20 protein-coding genes are annotated in these 20,330 nt (G+C 75.2%); 12 read left to right on the top strand and 8 right to left on the bottom strand.

Annotation, left to right across the window (positions count from 1 at the left end; all coding sequences use genetic code 11):
• The first annotated feature begins 35 nt into the window (after window positions 1-35).
• The 4 genes from A949_RS38600 to A949_RS0125875 are packed head-to-tail and all read left to right on the top strand — an operon-like array spanning window position 36 to window position 3,262.
• Complete coding sequence (locus A949_RS38600) at window positions 36-179, top strand: DUF6271 family protein (protein ID WP_443332995.1); 144 nt, start codon at window positions 36-38, stop codon at window positions 177-179.
• The gene (locus A949_RS0125865) at window positions 176-1,471 is read left to right on the top strand and encodes a type III PLP-dependent enzyme (RefSeq protein ID WP_019358949.1); all 1,296 of its coding nucleotides are present in this window, start codon (window positions 176-178) and stop codon (window positions 1,469-1,471) included. Before A949_RS38600 ends, A949_RS0125865 begins: the two co-directional genes overlap by 4 nt.
• A complete protein-coding gene (locus A949_RS34615; RefSeq protein ID WP_019358950.1) occupies window positions 1,464-2,084 on the top strand; it encodes a GNAT family N-acetyltransferase in 621 nt (206 codons plus the stop codon). The genes A949_RS0125865 and A949_RS34615 overlap by 8 nt, the downstream gene beginning before the upstream one ends.
• Window positions 2,084-3,262, top strand: coding sequence for an MFS transporter (locus tag A949_RS0125875; protein ID WP_019358951.1), 1,179 nt, complete (start codon window positions 2,084-2,086; stop codon window positions 3,260-3,262). Before A949_RS34615 ends, A949_RS0125875 begins: the two co-directional genes overlap by 1 nt.
• A 57-nt stretch (window positions 3,263-3,319) precedes the next feature.
• Here A949_RS0125875 and A949_RS0125880 read toward each other — a convergent pair whose 3' ends face one another.
• A complete protein-coding gene (locus A949_RS0125880; protein WP_037707784.1) occupies window positions 3,320-5,389 on the bottom strand; it encodes a SpoIIE family protein phosphatase in 2,070 nt (689 codons plus the stop codon).
• 568 nt (window positions 5,390-5,957) lie between these two features.
• On the opposite strand from A949_RS0125880, the gene A949_RS0125885 reads away from it, so the two are divergent.
• From A949_RS0125885 to A949_RS0125895, 3 genes are all read left to right on the top strand, one after another.
• Window positions 5,958-6,551, top strand: coding sequence for a hypothetical protein (locus tag A949_RS0125885; protein ID WP_019358953.1), 594 nt, complete (start codon window positions 5,958-5,960; stop codon window positions 6,549-6,551).
• Window positions 6,552-6,647: 96 nt separating this feature from the next.
• Window positions 6,648-7,265, top strand: coding sequence for a hypothetical protein (locus A949_RS0125890; protein ID WP_019358954.1), 618 nt, complete (start codon window positions 6,648-6,650; stop codon window positions 7,263-7,265).
• Window positions 7,266-7,420: 155 nt separating this feature from the next.
• Window positions 7,421-7,606 carry a hypothetical protein gene (locus A949_RS0125895; RefSeq protein WP_019358955.1) on the top strand — a complete coding sequence of 62 codons (186 nt, stop codon included), beginning with the start codon at window positions 7,421-7,423 and terminating at the stop codon, window positions 7,604-7,606.
• On the opposite strand, the gene A949_RS0125900 is transcribed toward A949_RS0125895, so the two are convergent.
• The 7 genes from A949_RS0125900 to A949_RS0125930 form a co-directional block, all read right to left on the bottom strand.
• Complete coding sequence (locus A949_RS0125900; RefSeq protein ID WP_019358956.1) at window positions 7,590-8,837, bottom strand: beta-ketoacyl-[acyl-carrier-protein] synthase family protein; 1,248 nt, start codon at window positions 8,835-8,837, stop codon at window positions 7,590-7,592. The two genes, A949_RS0125895 and A949_RS0125900, sit on opposite strands and share 17 nt — an antisense overlap.
• Window positions 8,834-9,103 carry an acyl carrier protein gene (locus A949_RS0125905; RefSeq protein ID WP_019358957.1) on the bottom strand — a complete coding sequence of 90 codons (270 nt, stop codon included), beginning with the start codon at window positions 9,101-9,103 and terminating at the stop codon, window positions 8,834-8,836. Before A949_RS0125905 ends, A949_RS0125900 begins: the two co-directional genes overlap by 4 nt.
• A gap of 67 nt (window positions 9,104-9,170) precedes the next feature.
• Complete coding sequence (locus A949_RS0125910) at window positions 9,171-10,262, bottom strand: beta-ketoacyl-ACP synthase 3 (protein WP_019358958.1); 1,092 nt, start codon at window positions 10,260-10,262, stop codon at window positions 9,171-9,173.
• Window positions 10,263-10,266: 4 nt separating this feature from the next.
• Window positions 10,267-11,130 (bottom strand): SDR family NAD(P)-dependent oxidoreductase, encoded by an 864-nt coding sequence (locus A949_RS0125915; RefSeq protein WP_019358959.1) that lies wholly within the window; start codon window positions 11,128-11,130, stop codon window positions 10,267-10,269.
• A complete protein-coding gene (locus tag A949_RS0125920) occupies window positions 11,127-12,221 on the bottom strand; it encodes a 3-oxoacyl-ACP synthase III family protein (protein WP_019358960.1) in 1,095 nt (364 codons plus the stop codon). The genes A949_RS0125915 and A949_RS0125920 overlap by 4 nt, the downstream gene beginning before the upstream one ends.
• The gene (locus tag A949_RS0125925; protein ID WP_019358961.1) at window positions 12,218-14,089 is read right to left on the bottom strand and encodes an acyl-CoA dehydrogenase family protein; all 1,872 of its coding nucleotides are present in this window, start codon (window positions 14,087-14,089) and stop codon (window positions 12,218-12,220) included. The genes A949_RS0125920 and A949_RS0125925 overlap by 4 nt, the downstream gene beginning before the upstream one ends.
• Entirely contained in the window at window positions 14,086-15,171 is a 1,086-nt protein-coding gene (locus tag A949_RS0125930; protein WP_019358962.1) for an acyltransferase domain-containing protein, read from the bottom strand. The genes A949_RS0125925 and A949_RS0125930 overlap by 4 nt, the downstream gene beginning before the upstream one ends.
• Window positions 15,172-15,715: 544 nt before the next feature.
• On the opposite strand from A949_RS0125930, the gene A949_RS0125935 reads away from it, so the two are divergent.
• The 5 genes from A949_RS0125935 (at window position 15,716) to A949_RS0125955 (ending at window position 20,330) form a co-directional block, all read left to right on the top strand.
• The gene (locus tag A949_RS0125935) at window positions 15,716-17,092 is read left to right on the top strand and encodes a tetratricopeptide repeat protein (protein WP_019358963.1); all 1,377 of its coding nucleotides are present in this window, start codon (window positions 15,716-15,718) and stop codon (window positions 17,090-17,092) included.
• Between the two features lie 84 nt (window positions 17,093-17,176).
• Complete coding sequence (locus A949_RS34620) at window positions 17,177-17,722, top strand: hydrogenase maturation protease (protein ID WP_051019641.1); 546 nt, start codon at window positions 17,177-17,179, stop codon at window positions 17,720-17,722.
• A 180-nt stretch (window positions 17,723-17,902) separates the two neighbouring features.
• Window positions 17,903-19,081, top strand: a complete 1,179-nt coding sequence (locus tag A949_RS0125945) for a 4Fe-4S dicluster domain-containing protein (RefSeq protein ID WP_019358965.1) — start codon at window positions 17,903-17,905, stop codon at window positions 19,079-19,081.
• A complete protein-coding gene (locus tag A949_RS0125950; protein WP_019358966.1) occupies window positions 19,078-19,533 on the top strand; it encodes a cyclic nucleotide-binding domain-containing protein in 456 nt (151 codons plus the stop codon). The genes A949_RS0125945 and A949_RS0125950 overlap by 4 nt, the downstream gene beginning before the upstream one ends.
• Window positions 19,530-20,330 carry an FAD/NAD(P)-binding protein gene (locus A949_RS0125955; RefSeq protein ID WP_019358967.1) on the top strand — a complete coding sequence of 267 codons (801 nt, stop codon included), beginning with the start codon at window positions 19,530-19,532 and terminating at the stop codon, window positions 20,328-20,330. The genes A949_RS0125950 and A949_RS0125955 overlap by 4 nt, the downstream gene beginning before the upstream one ends.

Here is a 20,330-nt window from a genome sequence, read left to right on the forward strand (position 1 = left end):
GGCTGGGCGGCCGCTACGCGGTCTTCGCCGACCGGTTGGGCGCCGAACGGGAGCAGCTGCTGGAGGAGGCACGCAGCGACATCGCGGACTTCGCGCTGCTGACCGAGGTGTGGGAGGACTTGGTGACCGCCGCCCGCCGCACACCGGTGACCGCCGAGCCGGAGGTGAGCCGCCGATGAGCACGGACGCTCCGGTGCGATCCGGAGGGGACCTCCCCGGCTCCGCCGTCCCCGGGGCACACCCGGCCGCGGCGCTCACCGCGGCACTCGCCGCGGCGGACACCGACCGGATCGTCTTCGACCTGGCGGGCATCGAGCGCAGCTACGACACCTTGTGCCGGGAACTTCCGGGCGTCCGGGTCCGGTTCGCGATGAAGGCGTGCCCGGTGGACGAGGTGCTGGCCCTCCTGGCACGCAGGGGCGCGGGGATCGACGCCGCCGGACCGAACGAGGTGCGGCAGGCCCTGCGGGCCGGGGTACCGGCCGGACGGATGCACTACGGGAACACCGTCAAGTCGGACGCGGACATCGCCGCCGCGTACCGGCTCGGCATCCGGCAGTTCGCCACCGACAGCCTGGAGGACGTGGCCGCCGTCGCCGCCCATGCCCCCGGATCGCGGGTCTTCTGCAGGGTGCTGACCAGCGGCGAAGGAGCCGTGTGGGGGTTCGGAACCAAGTTCGGGTGCCCGCCGGGTGAGGCGGCGGCCGTGCTGGAGGCCGCCCGGGCCGCGGGCCTGGTGCCCTCGGGTCTGTCGGTGCACGTCGGATCCCAGCAGATGACGGCGGAGGCCTGGCGCGGGGCGCTGGAGGAGCTGGAGGGGGTGCTGCGCACTCTGGTCGGGCGGGGCATCCGCCCCCAACTCGTCAATCTCGGCGGCGGGCTGCCCGCGCTCGGCTATCTCGACCGGCACGGGCGGCCCCTCCAACCGCCCCTGGACAAGATCTTCGCGGTACTGCGGGAGGGCATGGCCCAGTTGCGGCACGCCGCAGGCGGCCCCCTGGAGTTCGTGGTCGAGCCCGGACGCCACCTCGTCGCCGACCACGGAGCGATCCGGGCCCGGGTCAGCCGTCTCGCCAGACGACGCGGGCCGGACGGCGCGGAGCAGTACTGGCTCTACCTGAGCTGCGGCAAGTTCAACGGCCTCTACGAGATGGACGCCGTGCAGTACCGGCTGGTGTTCCCGGGCCACGCGTCCGGCCGGCACGTGCCCGCGGTGGTCGCGGGCCCCACCTGCGACAGTGACGACGCCTACTCCGCCGAGCACGGGCTGGTCCCGGTACCGAGGGCGCTGGCGTCGGGGGATCCGGTCTGGGTGCTGTCCTGCGGCGCGTACGCGACCAGCTACACCACCCGCGGCTTCAACGGGATCGCCCCGCTCCCCCACCACTGCACACCCGCCCCGGGCGGCCCGGCCGGGCAGCGGCCGGTGCCGTCGAGTGCCTCCGTCGCGCCGGAGGCACTCGATGGCTGAGCCGGTGCGCTCGACGGCCGAGCGGGCGCGCCAGGAGGCCGCCGTCCGCATCCGCCCCATCGTGGAGGGCGACTGGGACGCCATCGCGGAACTGGAACGGGACGCCTACGGCAGCATCGGCCTCTCCGAGGGGCGGGCCGCGCTGCAGGCGCGGGCGAACGCCTCACCGGCCACCTGCTTCACGCTGGATCTCGGCCCGCGGACCGTCGGCTATGTGCTGGCGCTGCCCTACCCCGCCTTCCACTACCCCGTCCTGGAGCGGACGGGCGAGGCTGCGCACACCGTCGCGCAGACGACGGGCAACCTCCATCTGCACGACATCGTCGTCGCCGGGCCGCTGCGCCGCAGAGGTCTGGCGCAGCACCTCCTGCGCCACCTCGGCCGGATCGCCGGGGCACGCGGCGACGAACGCATCTCGCTGGTCTCGGTCGGCGGCAGCGAAGGGTTCTGGTCGGCGCGGGGGTTCGTGCCGCATCCGCGCATCGTCCCCGCCGGGAGCGGATACGGCGTGGGCGCGGTGTACATGTCCAAGCCGGTCCGCGCTCCCGGACCTTCGCCCGGTCCCCGGAGCGCGCCGCGGCGTGACCCGGCGATGCACCACGAGGTGAATTGATGCACGTGTCCTCCGCCGCAGGCGGTTCGTTCCTCCGGGCCCAGACGGCGATCGCCGCGCTGTTCTGCTCCCTGGGATTCCAGTACGCGACCTGGGCCTCGCGGATCCCGGCGCTGAAGAGCGGACTCGGCCTGACCGCCGCCCAGGTCGGCATGCTGCTGATGGCCGCCGGGGTCGGTGCCGCGGTGTCCTTCCCGCTGGTGGCCGTACTGATGAGACGGCTGGGCTCGCTGCGGCTCGCCCTGCTCTCCCACCTGTGTCTGACGCTGCTGCTGCCGGCGCTGGCGGCGGCGCCCGACTACCCGGTCGCGCTGCTGGTGCTGTGCGTCGACGGGGTCTTCGTCGGGTGCCTCAACGTCGCGATGAACGCACAGGGGGCGGCGCTGGAGGAGCGGTTCGCGCGCAACGCCATGGCGCGGCTGCATGCGGTCTTCAGCGGCGGGTCGCTGCTGGCGGCCCTGCTCGCGTCGGCCATGAACGTGCTGACCCCTTCGGTGGGGGCGCACTTCGGTGCCGCGGCGGCCGTCCTGCTGCTGCTGGGCGGATACGCGCGGACCGGGTTGCTGGCGGACGGCGGCGCCACCGCGGCGGAGGAGACGCCCGGGCGCCGCCGGTGGGCGCTGCCCTCCCGGGTGACGCTGTGGATGTGCTGCGCCATGGTGTTCGGGACCGTCGCAGAAGGGGCCATGAACGACTGGTCCACGCTCTACCTGCGGGATGTCGCCGAGGCGTCGGCGGAGATCGCGCCGCTGGGGATCGCGGTGGTCTCGGGGATGATGGTCCTGGCGCGGCTGTTCGCCGACGGCTGGCGCAACCGCTGGGGCGACCGGCGGGTCGTCCTCCTGGGCAGCGCCCTGGCGGGCGCCGGGCTGGCCTGCGCCCTGGCGGCCGGCGGTGTGGCACCGGCCCTGGCGGGGTTCGCGTGCGTGGGCCTGGGCATCGCCGCGGTCACCCCCTGCGTGTACGCGGCGGCGGCCAGGGAGGGCTCGGACGCACTGACCCTGGTGGCCGCCATGGGGACGACGGGGCTGCTGGCCGGGCCGCCCCTCATCGGCTTCATCGCGAGCGCGAGCGGTCTGGCCTGGGGCATGGCGACGGTCGCCGCCTCGGCTCTGGTGGTGTCGCTGTGCAGCACCCGGATCCGGTGGACCCCGCCGGTGACCGCCGCCTCCGGCTGAACCCGCCGTACCGTGCCCGGGCGCGCGGCGCTCCCGGCCGGGGCCGGTACCACCGGGCTACGCGCCCGTGGGACGCAGCAGGAGCAGCGCGATGTCGTCGGTGACCGGCACCTGCCGCGCGGAGGGGTCGGTGAGGGCGTCGGCGAGGCCGTCGAGGTCGGACTCGGTGGCCTCGGCCAGTCTGCGGGCCAGTGCGGCGGTGCACGCTCCGATGTCCGCCCCGGGGGTCTCGACGAGCCCGTCGGTGTAGAGGGCCAGGACGGAGCCCGGTTCGAGCGGGACGCGGGTCGTGGCATATGCGCTGTCCGGCTCGATGCCGAGCAGCAGCCCGGGGGGCAGGTCGAGGACCTCGGTACGGCCGTCCGGGTGGCGCAGCAGGGGCGGCGGATGTCCCGCCGTGGCGAGGCCGACCTCGTTCCGGACCAGGTCGAGATGCGCGTACAGGCAACTGGTGAACAGGTCGGTGTCCAGGTCGATGAGGAGCCGGTTGGTGCGGGCGAGGATCTCCCCGGGTGACGCGCCGGCGGTCGCGTGGGTGTGGACGGCGGTGCGCACCTGGCCCATCAGCGCGGCCGCCGTGGTGTTGTGTCCCTGGACGTCGCCGATGGCGGCGGCGGCGCTGCCGGGGCCGCAGCGGACGAGGTCGTAGAAGTCGCCCCCGATGTCCATTCCGCGCCCGGCGGGCAGATAGCGGGCGGCGACCTCCAGCGACGGGATGCGGGCCAGACTGTGCGGCAGCAGACCGGTCTGCAGGCTGTGGGCCAGGCGCCGCTGGGTGTCGTAGAGCCGGGCCCGGTCGAGTGCCTGTGCGATCAGCCCGGCCAGGGAGGTGAAGAGGGCGCGTTCCGGAGAGGTGAAGGGATGGGGCTGGTCGTAGGCGAGCACGAGGGTGCCGATGGGGCTGCCGGACGCGGTCAGCGGCAGGTATGCCCAGGCGGCCATCCCGTCCCGCTGGGCACTGTGCGCGTGGGCCCGTTCGAGGTCGGCGGTGCTCGCGAAGAACGCCGGGACACCGGATGCCAGCACGCGTGCCGCGGGTGCCCCGGAGGAGAGCGGCACCGCGTCCGAACGCTCCATCGCCTCGGCCGGGAAGCCGCGGTGCCCGACGATGTGGAGGCGCCCCTCCTCGACCGTCAGCAGGGCCATGGCGCCCGGGCCGAAGGCGGGCACGAGCTGATCGGCGACGAGTTCCACCACGTCGGCGACGCCGACCGCCTCGCTGAGCACGGCGGCCAGATGGGTGAGGTGGTAGAGAGCGGTGGCGCCGCCCGGCGGTCCCGCCTCGGCCGGGCCGCGGTCCGGGGGCTGGAGGGCCTGTTCGGTGGCGGCGGGTGTGATGTGCACGCTCACCCCGCCCTCGCCGGGGAACAGCCGGAAGGAGAGCCAGGTGTCGGGGGGACGCCGCGCGGTGAAGGTCGTCGGCTGCCGGGCGATCACCGCGGCCCGGTACCGGTCCTCGAACACCGGGTCGTGCAGCCAGGGCAGCGACTCCCAGGGCCGCGTACCCAGCAGCGCCTCCGCATCGGCGCCCACCAGCGTCGCGGCAGCCGGGTTGAGGAAGACGATCCGGCCCTCCACGTTCAGCGAGCAGCAGCCGTCCGGGAGGCGTTCGAGGAACGCGACGGCGGCCGCCGCCTCGGCGGGTTCGGGTTCGCGCGGCGGCCCCGGCTCCAGCAGCCGGGGTTCGTCCCCGGGCAGCAGCGGACGGCCGCTGTCCGCGGCCTGTCGCAGGACCCGGCTCGCACTGCGGCAGCTGGCCCCCAGCACATGGCGTTCGTGGGTGCTCAGCTGCGTCGGGTGGGCGGACGGCCACAGCAGCACGATGCCGCCGCGCGCCGCACCGGAGGTGAGGACGGGCGCGGCGGCCAGCCGGAAGTCGTAGGGCAGCACCAGGCCGACTCTCGGATAGCGGCGGGCCATCTCCTCCTGGCTGGCCAGCCACACGATCCGCCGCTGGCGCATCGCGACCGCCACCGGGATCGGCGCCTCCAGCGGCACCCGGGCCCACGGCGCGGCGATCCGCCGGGACACCCCGACCACCACGGCGAGGCGGAGCACCCGCTCGCCGGGCGGCAGCAGGTACAGCAGCCCCATCGAGGCGCCGGTGGCAGCCATCGCCTCGGACATCACCGCGTCCAGCCGCCCCCAGTCGGGTTCGTCGGATTCAGCGGACCGCACCGTATCGCTCACACCGCTCCCGGAGCTGGACGCAGGTAGCCAGGGCAGCCGGTGCGGCGCACTGTGCGCACCCGGCCGCCGCCCGACATTGTTCCGGTACAGGTCCGCGCTCCGGTGGCGGCGCACCGGGGGGCGGCCAGGTAGCCCCGCGGGCGGGAGGCCGGGAGGCGGCGTACGCGGTCCGGCATCCGGGCTGCCGCGGGGTGCCCGCCCTGCCTGTCAACCGGACGCGCGTTCGACCTGCCGGGCCCGGAGCAGCCGGGCGAGGGCGCGGCCCCGGATCCCGCCGAGCGGTCCGGCTGCCCGGCGGGCAAGCCGCCTCTCCCGCCGCCGCCGCGGCCCGCTCGGACGCTCTGACCCGAGTCCCACAATTCCGGGCACCGTCCGGGAATCACCCCTGTTACGTCCGGTAACTTCCGGGCAATACCGGGCCTGCCGTTTCAGCCGGGGACCAGCGAGCACGCGTACTGCTGTTCCACGCCAACCCGGCGTGCCCCACGAACAGTTGGAGGATCACATGCACTCCCGGCCGAGACACCGCACTCGACGTACGGTCACCCTGGCCGCCACCGTACTGCTGGCCGGGGCCGTCACGGCCCCGGCCGCACAGGCCGCCCCGGCGAGCAGCGGCGGCGGACCGCGACACTGCACACTCGATCTGAACACCGGCGCCGAGCGCTGCTTCGCCGACTTCACCGCGGCCGTCGAGCACGCGAGCGGCGGACGCATCGACGACGCTCCCGCCTCGGCCCGCGCGGCGGCCCACGACAGCGGGTTCCGTGCCCGGGCCCGCTCGCTGGCGGCGGACGGCGAGCGGCAGGCCGACGGCGTCATCCAGGGCACCTTCTTCGAGGACGTCGACTTCGGCGGCGACTCACTGACCATCACCGGCGCGAGCCTGTGCGAGAAGGACGGCTGGGTGGACTACCAGTACGACCTGCAGGACGCCTGGAAGAACCGCATCTCCTCGGTGCAGCCCTGGGGAAACTGCTGGCTCTGGCTCTACCCCGAGCCCGACCTGGGCGGCGACCGGGACGGGCCGTTCAAGGAGAACACCGCGGACATCGGCTCGTTCATGAACGACCGCACGCAGTCCATCGGCTTCAGCTGACGCCGAGGGGACGGACGGTGCCCAGTGCGCTCCGCCCGGCCCGCCATCGCGCCGGCACTCTTCCGCCGTCCCCCACCTTCCGTGAGGAGAAGCCCCATGAAACAGCGCGTCAAGTGGTCCGTCCTGCTCGCAGCCCTCGCCACCGCGGGCAGCGCCGCACTCGCCCCCGGCGTGGCGCAGGCCGACGACAATCCGCCGACCATCCGCGAACTGCTCGACAAGTGCGACAACGGCACCGACGTCTGCGTCTTCCATCCGGACGGGCCGCCCCGCGACTCGATGGGCGAGTCGCACCAGGTCGGCGACAGCGCCTTCAACTGCACCCAGGACCTGCAGCGCTCGACCGTCGGCTGGTCCGACACCACCGGCGAGAGCAACAGCGTGGGCGTGTCGCTGAGCGCGGAGTACGGCTTCGCCGAGGTGTTCAAGGTCAGCATCGAGACGAACTACCAGCACACCTGGGAGAGTTCGCACACCGAGACGGACCAGACGAACATCGACGTCCGGCCGGGTGAGGTCGGCTGGGTCACGCGTGAGGCGCAGTTGCAGACCGTCAGCGGGCAGTACGAGATGCACTTCCCCGACCGGTTCCACGGCCACTACATCTGGTACGTCCCCTTCGAGGCCACCGGCCCGAAACCGGACGCGCCCAGCACCAAGACGCAGCACACCCGCCAGATGACCGACGACGAGCGGGCGCAGCACTGCGGCTGACGCCGGCGCGCCTCCCCCGGCCGGTCCCCGGTACCCGAACAGGGGGACCGGCCCGGGGCCACTCGGGCGGTCGGCCGCGCAGTGCCGTACCGCAGCACGGGTGACACCCGGCGAGGCTCTCCGGTGCCGGAGGCCGGGCGCGGTACCCCTGTGGCATGACCGATCCGGAGCATTACGCGCTGGCCATGGCACACCGATCCGCACCGCCCGGCGACCCGGCGCCGGCCCCCGAGCGCCGACCGGCGGCGCACCGCACCGGCTCCGAGCCGGACGAGGCGGCGCCCGCGCCGCAGCACACCGCGTCCCCGTCCCCGATCGGCGTCCTCAACCCGCCGACGTAGCGGCGGAGACGAACGCCAGCACCACGTTGTGGCCGCCGAATCCGCAGGAGTTGCTGAGTGCCAGTCCCACGGGCCGCGCACGCGCGGTCCCGTGCACGAGGTCGAGCTCCGGGGCGCCGGGGTCGGCATCGCGGAAGTTGGCGGTCGGCGGTACCGTTCCGCGCTGCACGGCCAGCACGGTCAGCGCCGCCTCCACCGCCCCGGCCGCACCCATCATGTGCCCGGTGACCCCCTTGGTGGAGGTGACGGCCGGGCCACCGCCGAAGAGGGAGTGCAGCACGGCTCCCTCGGTACGGTCGTTGAGCCGGGTACCGGTGCCGTGCGCGTTGACGTGGTCCACGTCCGCGCGGGCGGCACCGGCCCGGCTCAGCGCCTGCTCCGCCGCTCTCCGCAGTTGCCGGCCCTCCGGCTCCGGCGCCACCGTGTGGTGCGCGTCGGCCGACGAACCGTGCCCGGCCAGCAGGGCACGGACGGGAGCACGCCGCGCCGTCGCGTCCGCGGCGCGCTCCAGCACCAGCACTCCGGCGCCCTCCGCCAGCACGAAGCCATCCCGCTCGCTGTCGAACGGACGCGAGGCGCCGGCCGGATCACCGGCCCGGCGGGAGAGGGCGCCCGCCCGGGCGAAGGCCGTCGCGCACAGCGGGGTCACCATGGCGTCGCTGCCCCCGGCGACGGCGATGTCGCAGGCGTCGGCGTCCAGCAGCATGGCCGCGACGGCCAACGCGGTCGCACCCGAGGCGCAGGCCGTCGCGGTGTGCAGTACCGGTCCGTGCGCTCCCAGGTCGATGGCGAGCCGGCCGGCGGCCATGTTCGGCAGGAAGGCCGGCAGGGTGAGCGGGGAGACCGCACGGTGCCCGGTGGTGAGGAACCTGTGGTGCTGCTCCTCGTAGGTGCCCACGCCGCCGGCCGCCGAACCGAGGACCACCGCGACCCGTGCGCCGTCCCAGGAGCGCGGCTCCACGGCGGCGTCCCGCACCGCCTCCCGCGCCGCCACCAGGGCGAACTGGGTGAATCTGTCGTCCCGCCAGGGCTGGGCGCCGCCCACGTGCCGGCGAGGCTCGAACCCCTCGACCCGGCACGAGAGCCCGACCGGCGCCCCGGCGAGTGCGGGGTCCTCGGCCGCGGTGGCTCGGCCCGCGCACACCCGCCGCCAGGTCCGCTCGGTCCCCAGGCCCGCCGGAGTGACCAGGCCCAGACCGGTCACAGCCGCGGCACCGGCGCTGCCGCTCACTCCGGCGTCCCCTGCCCGGCGGGCCGCTGCTCCCCGCTCTGCAGCTTCCGCACCAGTGCCGCGACGTCCTCGGGGGTGGCCTCACCGGTGACGGCGTCGTCGGGCGGGCCGACGGCGTACTGCTCCTGGAGCGTGACCAGGAGCTCGGTGACGGCGAGGGAGTCCAGGCCGAGTTCGGTCAGGGTCGTGCCGGGTGCGATGTCCTCGGCGGGGATGTCGAACTTCTCGGTGAGCACAGTGATCACGTGGTCGTGGACGGGGTCCATGGGTCTGCCTTCCGCTGCTGTCGGTCCTGTGACTGGTTCGTGTCGTGGGTCAGGTTCGTGTCGTGGATCAGGTTCGTGTCGTGGGGTGGCGGTCCTCCCCCGAAGTGGCCGGTCCTGCCGGGGTGTCGGCGCACACCCGGACTGCGGGCCAGGTCAGGGCGATCGACCCCCAGGTGAGCCCGCCTCCGAAGGCGGTCAGCAGGGTGGGGGCACCCGGCCGCACCACGCCGCGGGCCGCGGTGTCGGCCAGGGCCAGCGGAACGGAGGCGGCAGCGGTGTTGCCGACGTCGCGGATGTTGCCGAAGCGGCACTCGGCCGCGACGCCGAGCCGGTCGCCGACCGTGTCCAGAATCCGCTGGTTGGCCTGGTGCCCGATGAACGCGCCGAGCGCCGAAGCCCGCCAGTCCGCCCGCCGCAGCGCGGTACGGGACGACTCCGTCATCCGGCGCACCGCGTGCGCGTACACCTCCCGCCCCCGCATCCGCAGATACCGGTGGTCCCGCGGCGGCCGGTCCGAGGTGCCGGGCGCGGCGGAACCGCCCGCGGCGATGGCGATCAGATCGCTTCCCGCACCGTCCGCCCCCAGGTCCCAGGCCAGCACCTCGCCCGGTTCCCCGGGGTCCCCGGCACGCAGCAGCACCGCGCCCGCGCCGTCGCCGAAGACGACAGCGGTGTCCCGGTCCCGGGGGTCGACGATGCTGGAGTAGGTCTCCGCGCCGATGACCAGGGGCCGTTCGCAGAGCCCGGCCCGGACCAGCCCGGTGGCCACGGTCAGCGCGTAGACGAACCCCGAGCAGACCGCCGCCAGGTCGAAGGCAGGGACGGGGCACAGGCCGAGCCGGTGGGCCACTTCCGGAGCCGTCGCCGGACAGCGCCGGTCCGGTGTCGTCGTGGCCAGGAGCACCAGGTCGGGCGCGGCGCCGCCCGCCGACTCCAGCGCGGCCCCTCCGGCGGCCGTCGCCAGGTCCCCGGTGGCGATGCCGGGGCCCGCCCGGCGGCGGCGCGCGATGCCGGTGCGCGAGCGAATCCACTCGTCGCTGGTGGCCAGGTCCCCTTCGCGCGCCACATCCGCGTTGCTCCGCTCCGCGTGGGGCAGCGCGGCGCCGACGCCGCACACCACACCCGCCCGTCCGTCGTGCCGGAGTGTCCGGGACGCCACCGGCTCACACCTCCGCGAAGGGGGAGGCGGGCTTGGGGATGCCGGCGAGACCGCCGTCCGGTACCGACAGTCCGCCGTCCAGCAGCAGCGCCTGCCCGGTGAGATAGGCGGCCGCGGGCGAGGCCAGGTACAGCGCGGCCCAGGCGGCCTCCTCGGGTTCGGCCCAGCGGCCCATCGGCACGTGCGCCATCAGCCAGTCGGAGACCGGGGCGGCGCCGGAGGCGAACGAGGTCATGTCGGTACGGGCCCACCCGGGGCACAGCGCGTTCACACGGATGCCCTCCCGCGCCCACCCGACGGCCAGGCTGCGGGCCAGGGAGACCTGTCCGGCCTTGGTCGCCGCGTACGCCTCCATCATCGGGGTGCCCACGGCTCCGGCCACCGAGGACATCAGCACCAGGGAGGCCCGCCGGGACGCCTTGAGGTGCGGATGGGCGTGCCGGCACAGCGCGGCGGAGGCGTTGAGATTGACGGTCACCACGGTGTCCCAGTCCTCCTGCCGCGTGTGCTGCAAGGGAGCGACGTGCGGTGTGCCGTCGGGGCCGCCGGGCAGGATGCCGGCGTTGTGGACGACGGCGTCGAGTCCGCCCAGCGCTTCGGCCGCGCGGTCGACCACGGCCCCGGCCGCGGACGGCTCGGAGAAATCGGCGGGTGCCAGGGCGGCGGTCCGCCCGCGGCGCGCGACCTCGGCGGCGGTGTCCTCGAGCGCCGCCGAGGTACGGGCCGACAGCACCAGGTCGGCGCCCGCGTCGGCGAAGGCGAGCGCGACGGCCCGGCCGATTCCGCGCGACGCGCCGGTCACCAGGGCGCGGATGCCGTCGAGCCGGAACGCCTCGGCGGTGGTGGGGGTGGTGTTCATGGTGTTCATCGCGGGCTCCGTTCCGTGGATTCCGGGGCGGGGGCGGTGCGGATGACGGGGGCACCGCTCCAGGTGAGCAGCGCGCTGCCCCAGGTCATCCCGGCGCCGAAGGTGGTGAGCAGGACGCGGCTGCCGCGCGGCAGAGCACCCTCGGCGGCCGTGGCGGCCAGCGCGTAGGGCGTCGAGGCGGCGCCGATGTTGCCGACCTCGTCCGCGACGATCGGGAGCCTGCCCGGCGGGATGCCGAGCGACGTGCCGACCGAACGCAGCAGCCGGGGGTTGGGCTGATGGGCGACGAAGGCGTCGATGTCGTCCATGCGCAGCCGGTTGCGGGCCAGGCCGTCGGCGACGACGGCGGGGAACATCTCGGCGATGAAGTCCCGCACGGCGCGGCCGTCCATCCGGATGGTGTGCCCGCCCGAGGCGAGCGTGCCGGAGCTGGCGGGTGCCCGGCTCCCCCCTGCCGGGATCAGCACATGGTCGGCGAGAGCGCCGTCGGAACCGAGGTGGAAGTCGGCGAACCCCTCCCCCTCGGGGACCGGGCCCAGCACCGAGGCGGCGGCCCCGTCGGCGAACAGCACGGCGGTGGCCCGGTCGGCGGGGTCGAGGAACTTCGAGTACGCCTCGACGCCCACCACCGCCGCGTACCGGGAACAGGCGTCGGAGCGCAGGTAGTCGTGCGCGACGCGGACCGCGAACAGCCAGCCCGAGCAGGCCGCGCTGACATCGAGGGCGACCGCGTTGCGTGCCTTGGTGAGCGCCTGGACGCGGCAGGCGGTGGCCGGTCCCAGCTCGTCGGGGGTGGAGGTGGCCAGGATCAGCAGGTCGAGCTGCTCACTGTCGAGGCCGGCCGCCGCCACGGCGGACCGTACCGCGGCCGCCGCCAGGTCGGAGGCGGCCTCGTCCGGGGCGGCCGCGTGCCGGTTGTGCACGCCGGTGCGTTCGGCGATCCAGCCGGGGCTGACTCCGGCCGACCGGGCGACCTCGTCGTTGGAGCGCCGCCCGGCGGGCAGATGGGTGCCCATGCCGAGCACGCCGATGGCGGGCGGCCGCGCCGCGGGCGCCGGAACGGCGCCGGGGGCGGGCAGGGTGGTGGTCACGGGTTTCCTCCGTCGGGGCGGTCGAGGGCGGCGCGGAGCGCGGCGGCGTAGTCGGGGTCGGTCAGCGGGGTGGGGGCGAGCGACTCGGGCGGGCCGAGCGCCGTCGCCAGTTCGTCGAGGTGCGGGGCGAGTCGCGCGCACTGGCGGTCCGCGGCCGCGTCCAGGGAGGCGGCCGTGCGGGCGGAGACGACACCGGTCCACTGCAGCGGTCCGGCCAGCCGCAGCGCCTGTGTGGTGCCGTAGAGCGCGGTCAGCGTCCGCCGGGCCGGATCCGAGCCGGCGCCGGTGCCCACGGAGGCGGCCACGGACTGCGCGGCGAGCCGGAGGGTGTGGACCTCGCCGAGCCGGCGGGCACGCTCCAGCAGGGGGTTCCACAGGTCCATCCCCTCCAGTCCGCGGCCGCGGCCGTCCGCCAGCTCCGCCCGGAGGGCGGCCGCCAGCCGCTGCTCCAGATCGGTGACGGCCCGGCACCACCAGGTGGGGTCGTCGGGGTCGGGCGGCGGGCGGGTGCCGGCGGGCGGCCCGTCGGCGGGGCGCTCCTCGGCCAGGGCGCAGCCGACGTCGAGCAGCACGAGCCGGTTGTCGCCGCCCGCCGCGCCGAACGAGTCCGCGAAGCCGCTGTAGCCGCTGAGCCGGTTGACGGCGAGGTAGCCCGCGACCCCGCAGCGGCGGCGGCATTCCGCGGTGACACGCTCCGCGCCGTCCACGGCGGACGCCTTGAGCGCGGACAGTCTGCGGTCGACGGCCGCCCAGGGGGTGAACGCCGCCCCGTCGGCCGCGGCGGGACGGTCGGCGGACCGCCCGGCCTGTGCGTTCTCGGCCTGCTGCCACAGGTCCAGCGCGGTGTCCGCCACCCGGTCGAGGGCGAACGCCTCCGCCAGCGCGCCCAGGACGGCGCGCTGTTGGGTGCGGTAGGACAGCACGGGCGCTCCCGGGGCGAGGCGGCCGTGCGAGCGACGGTGCCGGGAGTGCTGCAGCGCGGCCACGGCGGAGGCACGGGCCGCGGCGGCGGCCGCGGTGGGTACCGTCGCCCACAGGCGGCGTCCGACGTCCAGGGTGCGCCGCAGCGCCAGGCCGGGATCGCCGCCCGGGTCGTGCAGGACCCCGGCGTCGTCGATCGAGGCGGCGCCGCGCAGCCAGCGGTCGTAGGGCAGCCGTGCTCCCTCGAACCGCACCAGCGCGTACTCCAGCGGGAGGGCTTCCACACCGATCGGTCCGCTGATCGCGACCCCGGGAGCGGTGCTCCGCTCGTCGCAGAGGTCGACGAGGAAGGGATGGACCCCGTGGCAGGTGCCGTCCACCAGCAGGCGGGCGCACACCACCGCCGACTGCGGCCTGCCCGGGACGCCGACGCCGGAGAACTTGGCGGCCCCGGCGTCCGGCGTGCGCAGGACGAACTCACGGCGCTCCGGGTCGAACTCGGCGGTGGTGCGGAGCGCCAGGTGGCTGGTGGCATCGCCAATCTCGGTGACCAGGAAGACCCCCTTGCGGTGGCCGCTCTCCAGGGCTTCCACCGTCCGCGCGAGTTCCTTCGCGCCGAGTTGCTCCTCGTCCGCCGCGCCCGCGACCGAGCCCAGGCAGAGGATGTGGTGGTTGACGACGGTCATGTACAGCGCCGGGTCCACCAGGACCGTGCAGGCGCTCAGCGCGGCCAGCCACTCCCGGTCCCGCAGCAGTTCGCGGGCGGGCGGCAGCACCTCCGCCAACCGCGTCAGCGCGTGGTGGGTCCGGTGGTTGCGGCTGGATCCCTCGCACGGTGCGGGAGGACGCTGGGCTCCCAGGGCGTCCGCGATGCGCCGGGCCTGCCGGGTGCGCAGGGGGTCGCCGTCGGATCGGTGCGGGGGCGGCGAGCCGTCCGGGAGTGTCACGCGATCACCCCGTGCTGCTCGCGGCGGTCCGCACCGGGCCCCTCGCTCCCGGCCGGCCATCGGTCGAAGCACCGGTTGAGGTGGTGCGGCCGCTCCCAGGGGAAGTCCGGTTCGGTGAGCGGACTGCGCGCCGCGACCAGGTCGTGCCCGGCCAGGACCCGACGTGCGTTGCGGGTGAGCGCCTGACCGGTGCCGGCCTCCAGCAGCAGGGCTGGGCCGGGGGTCGCGGCCCGCTCCAGCACCGGGGGCAGCCGCACCGGCCGGGTCAGGCAGCCGGCGAGTCCCTGGTACGGGTCGTCCCACCTGCTGTAGGGGCCGCCGTGGACGGCCGAGTGCACGGGAGTGTGGGCCGGCCGGGACGGCAGAGTGCGGATCGCGGCCGCGAACCCCTCGGCGTGCGTGCCCAGCGACGGATGGTGGGAGGCGAAGGGCAGCCGGAGCCGGACCGCCGCCACTCCGTGCCGCTCGGCGCACGCCTCGGCCTGCGAGAGCTCATGGGTCGGGCCGCTGAGGACGGTCTCCTGCGGGTCGTTGACACAGGCCACGGACACCCGGCGGGCCCCCGTCGTGTCGATCAGCTCCCGCGCCCGTTCCTCGCCTGCGGCGAGCAGGGTCATGCCGCCTCGGCAGCGGCTCAGGTAGCGCGAGAGCCGACAGGCGATCCGGGTTCCGTCGGGGATGTCGAAGACCCCGGCGGCGGTGAGCGCGGCGATCTCCCCGAAGCTCACTGCGACGATCCGCCGGGGTGCCGCGCCGATGGCGCACAGTGCCCGGTGGATCGTCAGGGACGCTCCGAACAGTGCCACCTGGGGGGTGCCCACCGGGCCGGCCGCCAGGGTCCGGCCGCTGGGCGGTGTGCTGCCGAGCAGCGCGGGGCCCAGCGCGGGCACTCCGTAGCTGCCGCTGACCGCGTCCACCTGGGCGAACACCTCCTCGGCCGCGGCGCGGACCACGGGGTGGGCGCGGGCGGCCGCCACCAGCGGCGAGACGGCGAAATCCCCCTGTCCCGGGAAGAGATGAACGAAATCGGGAGCCGCCGCGCCCCGGGCGGGCAGCTCGGGTCGGTCGGATGCTGAGGGCATGGTGCTCTCTCTCTTTGCGCAGGGGGCGCTGTCCGCACGGCGGACGGGGACAGCCGGGACGGTGGACGGATGGCGTCTCCGGGCGCCGGAAGAGGGTTCTTTCGCTCGGTGGGATGCGGCGACGGGCGGTCGCCGAAGTGGCGCGCGGGGCCGGGGAAGGTCCGGGGGGTGCCGGATTCTGGACTTTTTCCTCGTGGGTCCGGGGCGGCCGCACCCCGGACCGGGCCGTTCCGTGAGAACCCCTCGTGACAAGCAGCGTTGCGATGCGCTTCGGCGGCGTGTGACGACTGGTGCCGGGGGAACGGCAACAACTGACACACGGAAACCGCCGGGCCAGTGGCACCCCGTGTGTGCAGTCCGAAAACAATCCCGGTTGGTGCGAAGAGGTCTCGCCCCGGGTATGTCTCCACCGAAGCACAAGGATGGGCGCGGTGATAATCGGATCCGAGCATCGGGACGTGAACGCGTTGAAAGCCCCGGGCCCGTGTGACCGGGCGGCCTCGCGGAGCGGAGCGGCCGGGCAGAAGCGAGCCAGGAGACGCCCATGGGCCGGTACCGGCCGAACCGCCATCTCGCCGCCATGCTCGCCGAGTCCGGGTGGAGTGCGGGAGAACTCGCCCGGGCGGTGAACGCCCTGGGGACCAAGCACGGCATGCGGCTGCGCTACGACCGGACGGCGGTGGCCCACTGGCTGGACGGGTCCAGACCCCGCCCACCGGTTCCCGGCCTGGTGGCGCAGGTGTTCGGCAAACGCCTGGGCCGCGCCGTGCACATCGGCGAGACGGGGTTGGGCACGACGGCAGCCGCAGCCGCACCCGGCACGGCGCTGCAGGCGGACGACCCGGTGGAGCGCCTGACGGCGCTGTGCGAGGCGGACGCGGATCCGGCCCGCAGACTCACCCTCAACCGGGAGCTGTTCACCGCCGCCGATGTCCGGCTGCCCGCCTGGCCACCGCCCCCGAGCGACACCCGCACCGGCCCGCCCGCCGCGCCGGACCGCGCACCGCGGCCCGACGCACGCCTGGCCGACCTGGTCGCCGTCTTCACCGAGCTGACCGAGAAGTACGGCGGCGCGCACGCCCGTTCCGCGCTGGGCGCCTACATCGCCAAGGAGGTCGCCCCCCGGCTGGTGACCACGCCCGGCGGCGGGGCGGCCGCTCCGGCGGTGCTCACCGGCAGCGCCTGCCTGATGCATCTGCTGGGCACGATGGCGGCCGACGCGGGGCTGCCCAACCTCGGACACCACTGCTACCTCGCCGCCCTCGACCTCGCCCACCGGGCCGGCGACCGGAACGGCTACGCCATCACGCTGCGCACCATGGCGGTGCTCGCCCTGCGACTGGACGACATGGCGCACGCACACCAGTGGTCGCGGATCGCCCTGGAGGTGGCGTCCTTCGCCGCGACCCCCCATGTACGGACCTATCTGTACGCCGGGCGGGCGGTGGTGCGCGCCGCCCACGGTGAGCGGGAGGAGGCGCTGGCCGACCTGCAGGCCGCGGAGCGCTCCTACGCCGCCGAGCCGGGCGGCGACGACGCGCCGGGCCCCTGGACCCGGTACGCGCCGGAGGCCTTCCACTACCAGCGGGGCGAGGTGCTGCTGTCGCTGGGCGACCGGGCGGCGGCCGTCCGGGCATTCGAGGAGTCCCTGGCCGCGCGCCCGCCGGACCATCACATCGCGCATGTCCTCACCCAGGCCCAGTTGGCCGAGACCCTGCTGCCGCTGGGCGAGCTGGAGAGGGCGCTGGACCGGTGCCGGGAGCTCTTCGCGCACTACCCGTACACCTCCTCGCGGCGCACCACCGCCTCCCTGACGTCGCTGCACCGGACGCTGGCCCCCTATCGGCGGCACCCGCGCGTCCGCGAGGTCCGCGACCGCCTCGCGCGCCTGACCCGGCCGGCCGCGGAGAGCACCGGCTGACCGCGCCACGCGGTGGCCGACGCGGAGGTGGGGGCCCGGCCCGGTCACGGGACCCCGCCGGCCGCCCGCGCGAGGATGGCGGCCATGGACAGCGGCGGCCCGGACGGCGGGCAGCGGGCGACGGCGGAGACGGCGCGCGTCACCGTCATCGGGGTCGGCAACACCTTCCGCGGGGACGACGGCGCCGGACCGGCGGCCGTCGCCCGGCTGCGGGCCCGGACGCCCCCCGACGGGACCCCGGCAGGCGTGCGCACGGTGTGCTGCGACGGCGATCCGGCCCGGCTGATCGACCTGTGGGCGGATGCCGCACTGGCGGTGGTGGTGGACGCGGCACGCGCCCGGCCGACGTGTCCGGGGCGCATCCACCGGCTGGAGCCGGGCCCGGACACGACCTGGCCGGCGCACACCACCAGCAGTCACGGGCTCGGTCTGGGATACGCGGTGGCGCTGGCCCGGACGCTCGGCAGGCTGCCGGGACGGCTCGTGGTCTACGCGGTCGAAGGAGCGGACACCTCCCTGGGCGAGGGACTGACCCCGGCGGTCGCCGCGGCCCTCGACCCGCTCGTGGAGCGGGTCCGCGCGGAGATCGCCCGCGCGGCCGCGGCCCTGCCGGACGGACGGCGGCAGTGATCCCGAGAACCCCGCGGGAGGCTCCGGAGCCAGGCCGGGTACGCCGCCGCGCCACCGGCGGCGGACGCGGCACACGGGCACGCGGGCGCACCCTGCGCAGCGCCCGGCGCGTCCCCGTGCGGGAAGGGGGCGCCGTGGTCAGGCTGGGGGCAGCACATCCACCGAACGGCAGGAGCAGCGATGGCCGCCGCGCCGGCACCCCCGGACACCGAGGAAACGCGCTGCGTGCTGGACCGCGAGGGCATCGATGCCCTGGTGCGGGAGCTGCGGGCCGAAGGGCGCACGGTGGTCGGGCCCACCGTGCGGGACAGCGCCATCGTGCTGGACGAACTCGCCGGTGCCGGGGAGCTGCCCTGGGGATGGGGGGTGGAGCTGGAGGCGGGCCACTACCGGATCGTGCGGCGGACCGACGGCGCGGCGTTCGCCCACAGCGCGGGGCCGCAGTCCTGGAAGAACTTCCTCCACCCCGAGCGGGTGCGGCAGTGGACGGCCGACCGGGCACCGGACGGAGCGATGACGGTACGGGAGGAACGTCCCTCGCCCGTCTCCTTCGCGTTCCTGGGCGTACGCCCCTGCGACCTGAGCGCCGTGCGGATCCAGGACCGGGTGATGACCGGCGGCCGGCACCGGGACGACACCTACCGGGAGCGCCGCACCGGCGCGTTCCTGATCGTCGTGGAGTGCACCGAACCGGGCGCCACCTGCTTCTGCGTCTCCATGGACACCGGACCCGCCGCCCACCCCGGCTACGATCTGGCGCTGACCGAGGTGGTGGATGCCGCGGGCCACCGCTTCCTGGCCCGTGCCGGGACACGGGAGGGCGCTGAGCTGCTGCGGCGGCTGCCGCAGCGTCCGGCCGACGAGGCGACGAGCGGTGCGGCGCGCCGGAGCGTCGAGGACGCCGCCGGACGGATGGGCCGCACGATGCCTCCCGCGAGCCTGCGGGAGCTGATGGCGGGCAGCCTGGACGCCGCACGCTGGGACGACGTCGCGGCGCGTTGCCTCACCTGCGGCAACTGCACGATGGCCTGCCCCACCTGCTTCTGCACCACCAGCGAGGACGTCACCGACCTGACGGGAGATCACGCCGAGCGCTGGCGGCGCTGGGAGTCCTGCTACGACCTGGACTTCTCCCATCTGCCGGGCGGCTCGGTCCGTGCCTCGCCGCGCAGCCGCTACCGGCAGTGGCTCACGCACAAGCTGGGGACGTGGTGGGACCAGTTCGGCAGCTCCGGATGCGTGGGATGCGGCCGCTGCATCGTCTGGTGCCCGGTCGGCATCGACATCACCGAGGAGGCGCACGCGCTGCACCAGGAGCGGCAGCAACACCAGGACGGTCGAGCGGACGGTGCGCGGTGAAGCACCCCGGGGTACTGGCAGCGCTGCGCGAGGGCCCCCGCACCCGCCTGCTGGCGCTGGGCCGCGAGGTGTCCTTCGGCGCCGGGACCCGGATCTTCGAGGAGGGCGAGCGGGCCGACCGGTTCTGGATCATCCGCAACGGAACCGTGAGCCTCGACATCCACGTCCCCGGCCGCCCCGCGGCGGTGGTCGACACGCTGGGCCCCGAGCGGCTGCTGGGCTGGTCCTGGCTGTGCCCGCCGCACCAGTGGCACCTGGGCGCCGAGGCCGTCGGGCGGGTGCGCGCCTGGGAGTTCGACGCGGCGGAGGTGCTCTCGCTGTGCGAGGGCGACCACGAACTCGACCACGAACTGCTCAGCTACGTGGTGGAGGTGATCGGCCGGCGGCTGCGCGCCGCCCGCACCCGGCTGCTCGACCTCTACGGCCCCTACGGAAGCGGACCCCAGCCGTGACCGCGGCTCCCCTCCCCTATCGCGTGGTGGGCAACCGGGCCGAGAGCGCCGACACCCGGACCCTGGAGCTGGAGCCGGCCGGGGAGGCACTGACGGGCTTCCGCCCCGGCCGGTTCGCGATGCTCTACGCCTTCGGGGTCGGCGAGATCCCGGTGTCGGTCGCGGGGCTGCGGGACGGCGTGCTCACCCACACCGTCCGGGGCGTGGGTGCGGTCTCCCGGGCACTGTGCGCGGTGCGGCCCGGCGACCAGGTGGGAGTGCGCGGGCCGTTCGGTACGGAGTGGGACCTGCCGTCTGCGGACGGGGACCTGCTGGTGGTGGCGGGCGGTATCGGTCTGGCGCCGCTGCGGCCGCTGGTGCGGGCCGCACTGTCCGAGCCGGGGGCGCACGGCAGGCTGAACGTCCTGATCGGCGCCCGCACTCCGCAGGACCTGCTGTACCGGGACGAACTGGCCGCCTGGGGGCGGCCGTACTGCGGCGTGACGGTGGACCGTCCCGCCCCGGGCTGGGAGGGCGGGGTGGGCGTGGTGACCGCGCTGCTCGACCAGGCTTCCTTCACCCCGCAAGACACGACGGCCTTCCTCTGCGGCCCGGAGGTCATGATCCGGGCCACCGCCCGTGAACTGCGGCACCGCGGCGTGCCGGCGCAGCGTATCCGGATCTCCCTCGAACGCAACATGCACTGCGCCACCGGTCACTGCGGCCACTGCCAGCTCGGGCCGCTGCTGCTGTGCCGGGACGGCCCGGTGGTCGGCTACGACCGGGCGGAGCCCCTGCTCGCCGTACGGGAGCTGTGA

Origin of the sequence: Streptomyces sp. AA1529 (assembly GCF_000280905.1) — a bacterium.
Classification (GTDB): domain Bacteria; phylum Actinomycetota; class Actinomycetes; order Streptomycetales; family Streptomycetaceae; genus Streptomyces.

Excerpts from the sequence above, each read along its gene's own strand:
- A949_RS0125905 (WP_019358957.1), bottom strand. The coding sequence starts at position 9,103 with ATGGACCCCGTCCACGACCACGTGATCACTGTGCTCACCGAGAAGTTC.
- A949_RS0125915 (WP_019358959.1), bottom strand. The coding sequence starts at position 11,130 with ATGAACACCATGAACACCACCCCCACCACCGCCGAGGCGTTCCGGCTC.
- A949_RS0125935 (WP_019358963.1), top strand. The coding sequence starts at position 15,716 with ATGGGCCGGTACCGGCCGAACCGCCATCTCGCCGCCATGCTCGCCGAG.
- A949_RS0125865 (WP_019358949.1), top strand. The coding sequence starts at position 176 with ATGAGCACGGACGCTCCGGTGCGATCCGGAGGGGACCTCCCCGGCTCC.
- A949_RS0125945 (WP_019358965.1), top strand. The coding sequence starts at position 17,903 with ATGGCCGCCGCGCCGGCACCCCCGGACACCGAGGAAACGCGCTGCGTG.
- A949_RS0125895 (WP_019358955.1), top strand. The coding sequence starts at position 7,421 with ATGACCGATCCGGAGCATTACGCGCTGGCCATGGCACACCGATCCGCA.
- A949_RS0125875 (WP_019358951.1), top strand. The coding sequence starts at position 2,084 with ATGCACGTGTCCTCCGCCGCAGGCGGTTCGTTCCTCCGGGCCCAGACG.
- A949_RS0125930 (WP_019358962.1), bottom strand. The coding sequence starts at position 15,171 with ATGCCCTCAGCATCCGACCGACCCGAGCTGCCCGCCCGGGGCGCGGCG.
- A949_RS0125890 (WP_019358954.1), top strand. The coding sequence starts at position 6,648 with ATGAAACAGCGCGTCAAGTGGTCCGTCCTGCTCGCAGCCCTCGCCACC.
- A949_RS0125880 (WP_037707784.1), bottom strand. The coding sequence starts at position 5,389 with ATGTCCGAGGCGATGGCTGCCACCGGCGCCTCGATGGGGCTGCTGTAC.
- A949_RS34615 (WP_019358950.1), top strand. The coding sequence starts at position 1,464 with ATGGCTGAGCCGGTGCGCTCGACGGCCGAGCGGGCGCGCCAGGAGGCC.
- A949_RS0125885 (WP_019358953.1), top strand. The coding sequence starts at position 5,958 with ATGCACTCCCGGCCGAGACACCGCACTCGACGTACGGTCACCCTGGCC.
- A949_RS34620 (WP_051019641.1), top strand. The coding sequence starts at position 17,177 with ATGGACAGCGGCGGCCCGGACGGCGGGCAGCGGGCGACGGCGGAGACG.